The sequence below is a fragment of the Bacillus sp. 204(2023) genome (assembly GCF_037027505.1).
GTDB classification, from domain to species: domain Bacteria; phylum Bacillota; class Bacilli; order Bacillales; family Bacillaceae; genus Bacillus; species Bacillus subtilis.
Genome location: NZ_JAXCHE010000002.1, coordinates 389,162 through 402,001, shown reverse-complemented (window position 1 = coordinate 402,001; position 12,840 = coordinate 389,162). Strand labels below are relative to the sequence as shown.

At 42.5% G+C, this 12,840-nt stretch carries 13 protein-coding genes; all 13 read right to left on the bottom strand.

From position 1 onward, the window contains the following. Position 1: 1 nt before the first annotated feature. The gene (gene pyrH, locus WA279_RS06520; RefSeq protein ID WP_003220923.1) at positions 2 to 724 is read right to left on the bottom strand and encodes a UMP kinase; all 723 of its coding nucleotides are present in this window, start codon (positions 722 to 724) and stop codon (positions 2 to 4) included. A 145-nt stretch (positions 725 to 869) separates the two neighbouring features. Then, positions 870 to 1,751, bottom strand: coding sequence for a translation elongation factor Ts (tsf, locus tag WA279_RS06515; RefSeq protein WP_003231929.1), 882 nt, complete (start codon positions 1,749 to 1,751; stop codon positions 870 to 872). A gap of 101 nt (positions 1,752 to 1,852) precedes the next feature. Next, the gene (rpsB, locus tag WA279_RS06510; protein ID WP_003220918.1) at positions 1,853 to 2,593 is read right to left on the bottom strand and encodes a 30S ribosomal protein S2; all 741 of its coding nucleotides are present in this window, start codon (positions 2,591 to 2,593) and stop codon (positions 1,853 to 1,855) included. 143 nt (positions 2,594 to 2,736) lie between these two features. After that, positions 2,737 to 3,240, bottom strand: coding sequence for a swarming motility protein SwrB (swrB, locus tag WA279_RS06505; protein WP_015252089.1), 504 nt, complete (start codon positions 3,238 to 3,240; stop codon positions 2,737 to 2,739). Positions 3,241 to 3,268: 28 nt separating this feature from the next. Further along, positions 3,269 to 4,033 (bottom strand): RNA polymerase sigma-28 factor SigD, encoded by a 765-nt coding sequence (gene sigD / locus WA279_RS06500; protein ID WP_336154726.1) that lies wholly within the window; start codon positions 4,031 to 4,033, stop codon positions 3,269 to 3,271. A gap of 22 nt (positions 4,034 to 4,055) precedes the next feature. After that, a complete protein-coding gene (cheD, locus tag WA279_RS06495; protein ID WP_003244852.1) occupies positions 4,056 to 4,556 on the bottom strand; it encodes a chemoreceptor glutamine deamidase CheD in 501 nt (166 codons plus the stop codon). Beyond that, a complete protein-coding gene (gene cheC / locus WA279_RS06490) occupies positions 4,553 to 5,182 on the bottom strand; it encodes a CheY-P phosphatase CheC (RefSeq protein ID WP_003231935.1) in 630 nt (209 codons plus the stop codon). The genes cheD and cheC overlap by 4 nt, the downstream gene beginning before the upstream one ends. 18 nt (positions 5,183 to 5,200) lie before the next feature. Further along, on the bottom strand, positions 5,201 to 5,671 hold the full coding sequence (gene cheW, locus WA279_RS06485; RefSeq protein ID WP_003231938.1) for a chemotaxis protein CheW: 471 nt from the start codon (positions 5,669 to 5,671) through the stop codon (positions 5,201 to 5,203). A 21-nt stretch (positions 5,672 to 5,692) separates the two neighbouring features. Next, on the bottom strand, positions 5,693 to 7,711 hold the full coding sequence (gene cheA, locus WA279_RS06480; RefSeq protein ID WP_336154723.1) for a chemotaxis protein CheA: 2,019 nt from the start codon (positions 7,709 to 7,711) through the stop codon (positions 5,693 to 5,695). Positions 7,712 to 7,716: 5 nt separating this feature from the next. Then, the gene (gene cheB, locus WA279_RS06475) at positions 7,717 to 8,790 is read right to left on the bottom strand and encodes a protein-glutamate O-methylesterase CheB (RefSeq protein WP_336154721.1); all 1,074 of its coding nucleotides are present in this window, start codon (positions 8,788 to 8,790) and stop codon (positions 7,717 to 7,719) included. A 1-nt stretch (position 8,791) separates the two neighbouring features. Then, on the bottom strand, positions 8,792 to 9,688 hold the full coding sequence (flhG, locus tag WA279_RS06470) for a flagellum location/number ATPase FlhG (protein ID WP_336154719.1): 897 nt from the start codon (positions 9,686 to 9,688) through the stop codon (positions 8,792 to 8,794). Continuing rightward, positions 9,679 to 10,779 carry a flagellar biosynthesis protein FlhF gene (gene flhF, locus WA279_RS06465; protein ID WP_046160406.1) on the bottom strand — a complete coding sequence of 367 codons (1,101 nt, stop codon included), beginning with the start codon at positions 10,777 to 10,779 and terminating at the stop codon, positions 9,679 to 9,681. Before flhF ends, flhG begins: the two co-directional genes overlap by 10 nt. Next, the gene (gene flhA, locus WA279_RS06460; RefSeq protein WP_336154717.1) at positions 10,779 to 12,812 is read right to left on the bottom strand and encodes a flagellar biosynthesis protein FlhA; all 2,034 of its coding nucleotides are present in this window, start codon (positions 12,810 to 12,812) and stop codon (positions 10,779 to 10,781) included. The genes flhF and flhA overlap by 1 nt, the downstream gene beginning before the upstream one ends. Positions 12,813 to 12,840 lie beyond the last annotated feature (28 nt).

Sequence of the window (12,840 nt, the reverse complement as noted above, 5' to 3'; positions counted from 1 at the left end):
GTTATTTCCCCCTCACGATCGTTCCGATTGATTCACCGATAACGGCACGTTTGATATTTCCTTCTTCCATAATAGAAAAGACGATAAGCGGAATGTCATTGTCCATGCATAAAGAGGAAGCTGTTGAATCCATGACTTCCAGGCCGTCTTTAAGAACGTCAAGATAAGAAAGTGATTCATACTTAACAGCTGATTCATCTTTTCTAGGATCAGCATTATACACACCGTCAACGTTATTTTTAGCCATCAAAATAACGTCTGCCTCAATTTCAGCAGCCCGCAGTGCAGCTGTCGTATCAGTTGAGAAATATGGGTTTCCTGTGCCCGCAGCGAAAATAACGACACGTTTTTTCTCTAAGTGGCGTATCGCTTTTCTTCTTATGTACGGTTCAGCAACTTGTCTCATTTCAATGGATGTTTGCACTCTGGACTGGATTCCGAGTGTTTCCAAGCTGTCTTGAAGAGCAAGCGAATTCATTACTGTCGCCAGCATTCCCATATAGTCAGCAGTCGCGCGGTCCATGCCCAGGTCACTTCCTGTTTTTCCGCGCCATAAGTTGCCGCCGCCTACTACAACAGCCACTTCGACTTCAAGCTCAGCGATTTCCTTCACTTGCTTTGCAATGGATTGAATGACAGTCGGGTTAATTCCATTTCCCTGTTCTCCTGCCAATGCTTCTCCGCTAAGCTTTAATACGATACGTTTGTATTTTGGTTTTTCCATGATAACCTCCAAGTGTAAACATTGCCGTTTTCTATTATGCAAGAGAAAAAAAGGTTTGTAAATATAGTTTTAAAAATAGGGAACACAAAATGTGTCCCCTATACTGCCTGAAAAGACGCGACTTAGCCGCGAAATCTTTTCACCATTATTTTTTCACTTGGTTCATTACTTCTTCAGCAAAGTTTTCTTGACGTTTTTCGATGCCTTCTCCAACTTCATAGCGGACAAAAGTTTGAACAGTAGCGTTTTTCGCTGCAATAACTTGTTTCACTTTTTCATCTGGGTTTTTAACGAACGCTTGGTCTAATAGACAAATTTCTTCGAAGAATTTGTTCAGACGGCCTTCAACCATTTTCGCTACGATGTTTTCAGGTTTGCCTTCTTGGAGGGCTTGCTGAGTTAAGATTTGACGCTCATGATTTGTTTCTTCTTCAGATACTTGATCACGAGAAATGTAACGAGGGTTAACTGCAGCAACGTGCATTGCGATATCTTTCGCAGTTTCTTCATCAGTTGTACCGTTGAGAACAGTTAATACACCGATGCGGCCGCCCATGTGAAGGTACGCACCGAATGCAGAGCTGTCGTCTTTTGTAAGAACTGTAAAGCGGCGAAGAGTGATTTTCTCACCGATTTTAGCAACTGCGCTTGTGATGTACTCTTCAACAGTTGAGCCATTTTCCATTTTTTGACCCATTGCTTCTTCAACATCTGCTGGCGTGTTTGCAAGAAGGTGGTCAGCTAAAGTGTTAAGAAGCTCTTTGAAGCCTTCGTTTTTCGCAACGAAATCAGTTTCAGAGTTTACTTCTAGGATAACGCCTTTGTTGCCGTCAGTTTTAATAAGAGTAGAACCTTCTGCTGCGATACGGTCAGCTTTTTTCGCTGCTTTTGCAATCCCTTTTTCTCTTAAAAGGTCAATTGCTTTGTCCATATCTCCGTCAGTTTCAGTTAACGCTTTTTTACAATCCATCATGCCCGCGCCAGTTTTTTCACGCAGTTCTTTTACTTGCTGTGCAGTAATTGCCATTTGTATTCCTCCTTATATGTTTAAACAAGAGTATGTATATTACACATTTTTCTTGAAAAAAGGTGATAAAAGGCAGTCCCTCTTATCACCTTTTGAATAGGTTACGCAGTTGTTGTTTCTGTTTCTGGTGCAGTTTCTTCAGCAACTTCCGCTTCTTCTTCGCCTTGCTTCGCTTCTAAGATTGCATCTGCCATTTTAGAAGTTAGAAGTTTAACAGCGCGGATAGCGTCATCGTTCGCTGGGATAACAACATCGATTTCATCTGGATCACAGTTAGTATCTACGATACCGATGATAGGGATGTTTAATTTGCGAGCTTCCGCAACAGCGATGCGCTCTTTGCGAGGATCGATGATGAATAATGCATCAGGAAGATCCTTCATATCTTTAATTCCGCCTAGGAATTTTTCAAGACGCTCTAATTCTTTTTTCAATTGAACGACTTCTTTTTTAGGAAGCACATCAAACGTACCGTTTTCTTGCATTTTTTCAATGTCTTTAAGACGTTTAATACGTTTTTGGATTGTTTCAAAGTTTGTTAATGTACCGCCCAACCAGCGTTGGTTGACATAGTACATGCCAGAGCGTTGAGCTTCTTCTTTAACAGAATCTTGAGCTTGTTTTTTTGTTCCGACGAAAAGGATTTTTCCGCCTTCAGCAGCAAGATTTTTAGTGAAGTTGTAAGCTTCCTCTACTTTTTTGACTGTTTTTTGAAGGTCAATGATGTAGATTCCGTTACGCTCCGTGAAAATGTAACGCTTCATTTTTGGGTTCCAACGGCGTGTTTGGTGACCGAAGTGAACACCAGCTTCAAGCAATTGCTTCATAGAAATGACTGACATGTTATTTCCTCCTAATATAATGGTTTTTTTCCTCCGCTTAGGTCATTTTTGTGCAGAACTGCCGCCTGCAGCACCCTCTGCATAAATCGTTAAGCGTGTGTATTTAACACCAAGACATAATATAACACAGCTTTATCCGACAATCAAGAATCCTTTACACCTTTGGAGCGAAATTTTAAAAATAGCTCGATTTCTGTCTTTCCGCTCTTCATTTTCTGGGCAATTTGACTTGCCGAATATCCCTGTTCATATAATTCTATGACCTGGTCTTCAAATGATTGGACCTCACTGTTTACGATCTCTTCCCGACGGTCAACCTCTGTAATCAGACCTTCAATATGTTCAGGAAGATTCTCTGCCTCTTGGACTGGATCCCGTTCTTGATATGTTTCAGAGTGCTGAAGGCCTGGCTTTTGGGATTCTTCATCTGATTGACTTGCAGATGAAGCTTTATTTTCTATCAGTTTCTCATTTTCTTCTTTTAATTCAAGCAGAAATGCCGCCAATGTGTTTTCCGTCTCTTCAAGTATCTGTTTTTGCTGTTTTTCTGTTTCTTTCACTGCAGCGAGCCTCGTATACAGGATAATGACAGCGTACAGAAGAACGCCGTGGAGCGTAAAGCTTAAAAGCCATAATAGTGTTGACATGTTTTTCACTCGCTAACCATGAAATTCATTATTGAATCACTTTTTCCAGCAGATTCTTTAATTTAAATAATGCCTTTGAATGGATCTGAGATATGCGGGACGTAGAAAGATTTAATACTTGTCCGATTTCTGTCAGTGTCAACTCCTCTTTGTAGAACAAACTGACAACCAGCTGTTCTTTTTCAGAGAGTTGATGAATTTTTTCCGCAAGCTGTGCAATCAGTTCATCCTTCATAATCTTTTCTTCAGGCGGAACATTTTTGTCATCTCTGATCATGACTTGAATGTTTTCCCCGTCATCTTGATCATGGAGCTTTTCATCAATTGACAGCAGATTTGCAAAAAAACCTTCATTCATTGTTGACACGACATCCTGTACCGTCATTCCGAGTTCCTCTGCAATTTCCGCGGGCGATACATTCCGAAGATACCGCTGTTCAAGCTTTTCAATTGCTGCTTCAACCTTCTTTGTTTTTTCGCGTGAGGTTCTGGGCAGCCAATCTTCTTTACGAAGCCCGTCTATGATTGCGCCGCGAATTCTAAACGAGGCGTAGGTATCAAATTTTAAGTCCCGGCTGGGGTCAAATTTTTCAAGGGCATCATATAAACCAAGCATACCAAGGCTCATAAGATCGTCTTTATGCACTGATTTCGGCAGCCCGACAGAAATTCTGCCTACATGATATGTGACAAGCGGCATGTAACGGCGCATTAAGTCGTCACCGGCTTTAGGATCTTTCCACTCTTTCCAGCGCGTCCAAAGCACCTGATCTTCATAATTCAAGGATTGCATTGTTATCCCCCTAATACCTTAATTAAATCGTTTTTTCACCTTGTTTAACAGTTCGAATATGCAGCATGCAGGACTTCGGTTCAAATTCTATCGTCCGGCCGCTTGAGCCGCCCGTATCTTCACTAATAATAGGAATATTAAATAAAGACAGCTGTTCTTTTATCGCTAATACATTTCTCGGTCCGATCTTCATCAAATCATTTGTCGATTTAAATTTAAACATCTCTGATCCGCCGGCCAGCTTTGCTTTTAATGCAAATTTCCGGCATCCCGCTTCTATCAGCATATCAATCGTGGTCTGTACGGCGGTGTCAGCGTACTTAGCCCGGTTGAGCTCGGCAGTTTTCGATAACGTCGAATCCGGAAGCATGACATGAACAAGACCCGCCGTTTGCTTTTCTTTATCATAAAGCACCAGCCCCACACATGAGCCCAAACCAGAGGTCCGGATGGTATCCGGGAAGCGGGCGATCTTCACGTCAGCAATCCCAACCTTTATAACAACAGCCTCAGTTGTACTCATAATGATGCACCTAAGGCGACAAAGAGCTTTTCAAATGAATCATAGTCCGGCAGCATAAACATATGCGCTTTCAGCTCCTGCTGATGGCTTTGGTCAAAAATTGACGTGTCGACAACAATGGCGTGTTCTCCAACCTGACTGAGCTCCATCAGCCCTTCGCTGATCACAGCTCCGAACATGTCCAATGAGACTTCAGGAACACTTGGATAGAGCTGGAGCTTCGTCAAATCCGCCAAAGCTGTTAAATATGACCCCGCTAAAATATTGCCCAGTTCATGCAAAGCGGATGAGCTCATGTGGTCTTCACCTAAGTCCTCTATGTCAAAATCGGGGTTTCCAATCAGCTCTCTGATAAACTGCTCCGCCTGAAAAAAAGGCATTATAAAGAACATTGAACCCGTTAAATCGCCTTCCATTCTTAAAAAGATGCTGGCAACCGGGACATCGGCGCCGCCGAAAAAATCAACAAGCTCATCAAAAGACAGCAGCTTTGCAAATGGGACTTCCATATCTATCTTTCTATTTAACAGCTGGGCCATTGCAGAGGCGGAGTGGCCGGCGCCTATATTGCCGACTTCCCGCAAAATGTCCATCTGCTCTTCTTTGATTCCATTAAAAATACTCATGTCATAACCCCTTTAAGATTAAGCTTGATCGGGCACAGCGGACTGAGATGATTCTTTATCCAAAACCGCGTTCGCATCAATAATATTTAAGAGTCTGTTCTCTTGTTTCACAATCTGTTCGATCGACACATCCGTATCTTTCTGAACGCCTTCTGGAGCAGATTCTATTTCACTTTCGTGTACGGTAATCACATCATTCGCTTCATCCACAATCCAGCCGACTTCAATATCACGATAAGCAATAATGATAATTCGTGTTTCATCGGTAATTTCATACTCTGGCAAATTCAGGCGTTTTCTTAAATCAATAACCGGAGTCACCACCCCGCGTAAATTGATTACCCCGCAAATATACGGTTCGACGCCAGGTACCCTCGTTGGCTTTTGCCATTTTTCAATTGATTTCACCTGAGTGACGGAAATGGCATATTCTTTGCCATTTACCATAAAGACTATCATTTTTTCGCCTGTTTTAATTTCTGCAGTCATGTGAGACACCTCCTCGAATGGTTAAATAATCAGTGCATTACAATCAATAATGAGCGCTACTTCTCCGTCTCCTAAAATAGTAGCTCCGGAAATTGCAAAGACGTTTGTTAAATAATCTCCGAGTGATTTCAGCACAACTTCCTGCTGGCCAATAAAGGAGTCCACCACAAATGCAGTAGGTTTGTCGCCTTTTTTCACGACAATGATATGGAGCTGTTCCGCATCTTTTCTTGTATCTTCTATTTTAAACTCTTCTTTTAAATAAACGACAGGGACAATATGCCCTCTAAAGTCAATCACTTCACGGTCATGCGTTTGCAAAATGTCTTTTCTGTCAATAACTGCAGTTTCAATGATTGAAGAAATCGGAATGGCAAATGTCTCTTCTTCCAACTTAATCAGCAGAACTGAAATAATAGACAAGGTAAGCGGCAGCTGGATGCTGAATAGAGAGCCTTGACCCTCGGCTGATTTCACACTGACTGAACCGCCAAGAGACTCCAGTTTGTTTTTTACAACGTCAAGTCCGACACCGCGGCCGGAAATATCAGAAATTTGGTCAGCAGTTGAGAACCCCGGAGCAAAAATCAATTCGTAAATTTGGTTGTCTTCTAAGGTTTCAGCTTCTTTTTCCGTTATGACCCCGCGCTCAAGCGCTTTTTCCAGAATTTTTTTACGATTAAGGCCTGCGCCGTCATCCTCTACTTCGATAAAGACATGGTTGCCGCTGTGATAAGCTTTAAGCACAACTTTTCCTGATTCCGGTTTTCCCTTTTGCAAACGTGTTTCCGGCGCCTCGATACCATGGTCAATACTGTTTCTGATCAAGTGAACGAGTGGATCTCCGATTTCATCAATTACTGTACGATCCAGTTCAGTTTCCGCACCGATGATCGAGAGTTCAATTTTTTTATTCAGCTCTTTCTGAAGCTGGCGAATCATTCTCGGGAATCTGTTAAAAACAGTTTCAACCGGGACCATTCTCATATTCAGAATAATCGATTGCAAATCTCCGGAAATTCTCGTCATTCGTTCAACCGTTCCAGTCAGTTCATTGTGCTCAAGCTCTTTCGCAATCTGCTCGAGACGCCCGCGGTCAATGACAAGCTCTTCAAATAAGTTCATTAAAGAATCAAGCCTGTCAATGTTGACACGAATTGTTTTAGATCCGCCGGCTGAATGCTTCGCCTGTTCATCGTTTTTAGCAGGCTGTTTTTGTTTCTCCTGCTTCGCAGGTACAGCTGCTGCTGGTGAATCTTCTTGCTTAGATTCTTCAGGCTTTTCAGCTGATGTTAAAGGAGCCCCTTGAATGACTTCAACATGCTCAATTTCCGACACGCCATTGATTAATTGTTCAATGTCTTCCGCTGATTGATGTGTTAAGAAACAAACTTGAAAATCAGTTCCAAAATCTTCTGTTTCAAGCACTTCAGCACTTGGAATTGTTTTGGCTACTTCTCCGACTTCATTTAGTTTTTCAAACACCATATAGACACGAACTGCTTTTAACATACAGTTTTCGTTCAGAGAAATCTTGATTTCATATCGTTTGAAGCCTTGCTCCTCCGCTTCTTGTATAACTGTGCGTTCAAATTCATCATATTCCCAATCAGATGCTGAACTCTGTGCTTCTGCAGGTTCTGCGGAGGCGGCGGATTCAGCGTGCGCACCATTCACATCAAGCTTGGCACTCACTTCTGAGATATCTCTTTTACCATCCCCGCCATCAATAATAGACTGAACCATTGCTTCCAGGTGATCCAGAGCTTCAAACAAAATATCCAGCCAGTCTGAGGTGACTTCCATGTCTCCGTTTCGGATTGCATCCAGCACGTTTTCAAGCAGATGGGTAAGATGTGCTAAATCCGTGTAGCCCATCGTTGCGCTCATTCCTTTTAATGTATGGGCAGCCCTGAATATATCATGTACGAGCTGAAGATCAGTCGGGTCTTTCTCTAAAAGAAGAAGCTTTTCATTACATGTTTGTAAATGTTCTTTACTCTCATCAATAAAGACATCTAAATACTGATTCATATCCATTTGAATCACACCCTCTCTTTTTTCACACAGCTTGTGATGGATGCTGCGATATCTTCCACATGTTTAATCTCATGAATGAGACCCGCTTTAACAGCAGCTTTTGGCATCCCGTATACGACACAAGATTCTTCAGACTCCGCAATGGCTTTCACATTGCCGGCTGTTAGCATGTCCTTTAGCCCAGCAGTGCCGTCACTGCCCATTCCGGTCATGATAACCGCTACTTTTTCATAATCTGTCAGTTTCCCGACAGAACGGAATAAATAATCAGCAGATGGTTTATGACGGCTTGGTGTGTCATGGTTATCAAGCACAATCTGGAGTCCTTCGCTGTTTTTAATAACGGATATGTTTTTTCCGCCCGGTGCTATGTAAACACAACCGTTAAGAGCTGCTTCACCATCTTTTGCTTCTTTTACCTGAACGTCAGATAAATGATTCAGCCGATCAGCCAAAGAAGCAGTAAACCCTTCAGGCATGTGCTGTACGACAACCACTGGTGCGTTCAAATCCTTAGGGAGCTTCGGTATCACCTTTTGTAACGCCCGTGGACCGCCTGTTGATGTGCCGATACACACAATTTGTCTGCCCGTGCCAGGTTTCGGTTTGCTTAATTCAGGCTTAACGACAGCACGCACAATAGGTTCGGGCCGAACTGTCTGGGAAACAGGACGTTTCCGCTTGCCGGAAAGTCCTGCCGCGACGACACGCTCAACTAATTGTTCTTTAATTTTGTATAGATCCAGAGATATTGAGCCTGATGGCTTTGTGATAAAGTCAAAGGCACCGATCTCCAAACAATTAATTGTGCATTCTTTACCTTTCTCGGTCTGGCTAGACACCATAATGACCGGCAAGTTATAAATCTCAATAATTTTGCGGAGCGTATCTGTCCCATTCATGACCGGCATTTCAACATCAAGAGTAATAACATCCGGTTTTAATAATTCAATCTTCTTAAGCGCTTCTTCTCCGTTTCTCGCAGTTCCGATTACTTCTATCTGCTTTTCCTCGGTCAGAAAATCACTTATCATTTTTCTCATAAAAGCTGAATCATCAACTACAAGCACACGAATCAAATTAAGCCCTCCTCATTAAAAAAGAAGATAATTTCTCAATAAATGTCTGTTTGTCTTCTTTGTGTCTCGTTTCTTCTCTTTCAAACAAGGCGTCCGCTAAAATACGGACTGACCGGCTGGCTTTTGCCTGAGGGCTTTTTATGAAAAAAGGAACCTGTTCGACAACCGCTTTGCTCACGATCACATCGTCAGAAACGGAACCGGCAAACTGAACCTGAACATCCAAAAACATATGAATTGTACGGGAGAGGCGGGCAAAAGCGTCAAGCCCTTCCTTTTGGTCACGGCATCGATTGACAGCCACCTTCATTGAAAGCTTATTTTCTGTCAAAACCAAGTGCTTGACAGCGCTGTATGCGTCCATAATGGCCGTCGGCTCGGGAGTTGTTATAATCAAAATATCTTCTGCTGATAAAATAAAAGGCAGTTGATCTTTTGATAAGCCTGCTCCCATGTCAAACAGCACATAATCGAACTGGCTTAATGCATGAGAAAGTTCATTGGCAAAAAACGTCCATTTTCTCTGATCGAGCTGAAACATCACATCCAGACCGGTTCCCCCTGATATATACCGCAAACCCTTTGGGCCAACGGATAATGACTGCAGCAAAGGCTTACGATCGGCTAAAACATCGTTTATCGTGGCAGACGATGAATTTCCCATTAATATATCAATGTTTCCCATCCCGATATCAAGGTCGATGAGCAGCACCTTCTTACCTTTATCCTGCAGCGCAAGTGCCATATTTAAGGTAATATTGGATTTTCCGACACCGCCCTTGCCGCTAATGACAGCAAGTGTCTTCGCTTGTTGTGAATAAACCATTGGCAGAACGCGCTCACGTTTTTCCATTTTCGCCCGTAAAGTTGCTGCTTGGTCATATCTGTTCATCTGCACAGCATCCTCACAAAACCAAGTGGAGATACAGTCTGTATATCCTCAGGCACATTCTGTCCGTTTGTCATAAACCCGACACCTATTTTTGATTCTGCCAGTATATTAAATACAGAACCTAAGGAAGTCGTTTCATCTATTTTCGTAAAAATATACTGATTGACAGGGACGGATGAAAACCGTTTGACAATATGCTTCATATCTTCATATTTTGCAGTCGCGGATAAAACAAGAAATGACTGAATGCTGCTCTCAAAAGGAATCGTTTCTTTCAGTTCATCAATGTATTGCGGGTCCTTGAAGTTTCTTCCGGCTGTATCAACAAACACATGATCATACTCAGAAAATAGCTCCTTCGCCTGCTGAAATTCTTCTTTTGTATAGCAAACTTCCAGAGGAGCCTGCAGCAGTTCAGCGTATGTTTTCAACTGTTCAACAGCTGCAATACGATACGTATCTGTTGTAATAAAAGCGATTTTTTTATGTTTTTCAAGCATAGATATGGCTGCGAGTTTAGCCAGTGTAGTTGTTTTACCAGCCCCTGTTGAACCAAAGAGAACGATATATTTTGAATGAATTGGCTCCTGCCACTTGTCTGCTGAGGGCAGCATATCGCATAGTATTTCCTGAAGTTTGCCGACAACATTTTCTTCAGTCAAGCCGCCTGCTTCAACAGAGAAGCGAAGCAATTTTTTCAGAGTGTTCGTTTTCGTAGACTCTTTGATCCCTGTTTCTTGCAAAAGCTTTTCTGCTTTTCGCAGCGGCTCAGGAAGTACAGATTGATATGCTGAAAAATCACCTAGCTCCTGTTGCGCCGGAATTTGAGGGGGATATGTTCTCTCCTCTATTTTCGGACTGCTGACCGGAGTTTTTAATGTTTGTTTCGGTTCAGCTGCCTTCTGAGGCGTTTTTTTCTCAAGAAAGTCCTGATCCAATACGGCGATTACTTCAACAGCAGGCTTGTTGATGAGGCCAAACCATTTTCGCTTTTTAATTTTTTTCGAATTTAATATGACCGCTTCATTACCTAACTCTTTTCTAATGAGAAGTGCCGCTTCTTGCATTGAAGCAGCAGTAAATTTTTTTATTTTCATTAAATATCCACCACTCCAATGCTTTGTACCTCAACATTCGCCTCAAGTTCGTTATAAGAGAGTACCGGAAGATCAGGGAAGTATCGTTCCAGAAGCTGCTTCACATACATTCTGACAGGCGGCGAGCAAAGAAGAATCGCGGTTTCCTGACGTAATGAGAGCTGTTCAGCTTCTTTAGCGACTGAGCGCACTATACTTTCTGAAATATCTGGTTCAAGTGATAAATAGTTCCCGTGTTCCGTCTGCTGCACACCGTCTGCTATTGCTTTTTCTACACGGCCGGAACAAGTAACAACCTTCAACAATTCATTTTCTTTGGCAAACTGGGCTGTAATTTGTTTAGCAAGTGCTTGTCTTGTATACTCTGTCAAGAGATCAGAATCTGTTGTTAATTTCCCATAGTCAGCAAGTGTTTCAAAAATCGTTACTAAGTTTCGAATTGAAACTTTTTCTTTTAAAAGCTTAGCAAGCACTTTCTGAATATCACCGACAGACAATGGATTCGGCGTAACCTCTTCAACCAAGACTGGATACGATTCTTTCAAGTGATCGATCAGCTGTTTTGTCTCCTGCCTTCCGATCAATTCGTGGGCATGCTGCTTAATTTTCTCCGTAATATGCGTTGAAACGACTGATGCAGGATCAACTACTGTATAACCAAGCATGTCGGCTTCATCCTTTACCGCTTCGCTAATCCATTTAGCCGGCAGCCCGAATGAAGGCTCCACTGTTTCAATCCCTTCAATGAGATCGTCCTCAGGAGTAGGCGACATCGCTAAATAATGATCAAGCAACAGCTCGCCTTTTGCTACCTCGTTTCCTTTAATTTTCAATCGGTATTCATTAGGCTGCAATGCTATATTATCTCTGATTCGCACGACAGGAATGACAAGCCCGAGTTCCAAAGCCAACTGACGGCGTATCATAACAATTCGGTCTAATAAATCACCGCCTTGATTGGCATCAGCAAGCGGTATCAGGCCATATCCAAACTCAAATTCTATCGGATCTATATGCAGAAGCTGAACAACACTTTCAGGGCTTTTAAGCTCGTCCACCTCGGCCTCTTCCTCAAGAATCTCATCCACTTCTTCTTTTTCCTTACCTGATTTAGATAGTGTATATGCGCCAAAAGCAAGCAATCCCGCAAGCGGCCCCGTCAGAAGGATGCCGATCGGAGTGAAAATACCTAAAAGCATGATCGTAGCTGCTGCGACGTATAAAAGCTTTGGATACGCAAACAGCTGGCCTGTAATGTCATGCCCTAAGTTTCCTTCAGAGGCAGCTCTTGTGACCACAATACCCGTAGCCGTAGAAATTAACAGTGCCGGGATTTGCGAAACAATTCCATCCCCTACAGTCAGCATCGTAAAGTGTGAAGCAGCTTCTTGAATGGACATGCCCTGCTGAAGCATTCCGATCACGATTCCGAAAATAATATTGATCATCACAATGATGATTCCGGCAATGGCGTCACCTTTTACAAATTTACTGGCACCGTCCATTGCTCCATAAAAGTCTGCTTCTCTTGCCACTTTTTCGCGGCGATGCTTCGCTTCCTGTTCGGTAATCATCCCTGCGTTTAAATCAGCATCAATACTCATCTGCTTCCCCGGCATTGCGTCCAGCGTAAACCTTGCTGCAACCTCGGAAACACGTTCAGCACCTTTTGTAATGACGATAAACTGAATAATAATAAGGATGATAAATACAACGAGTCCAACTAATACATTTCCGCCGACAACGAAATTTCCGAAAGTCTCGACGACTTTCCCTCCTTCACCGTGTGAAAGAATTGAACGGGTAGTTGAGACGTTCAAGCCCAAACGAAATAGGGTCAAAAGCAGCAACAGTGACGGAAAAATCGAAAACTGTAGCGCTTCCTGCATATTCATTGTGGTGAGAAGCACGATCAACGCAAGAGAAATATTAATAATGATCAAAATACTTAACAGCCATGGAGGAAATGGAATCACCAGCATCGCCACAATGAGGACAACACTTATTAAAACGGATAAATCTCTTGTTGACATGCTGTTTTTTCTCTCCTTTTAAATCGAA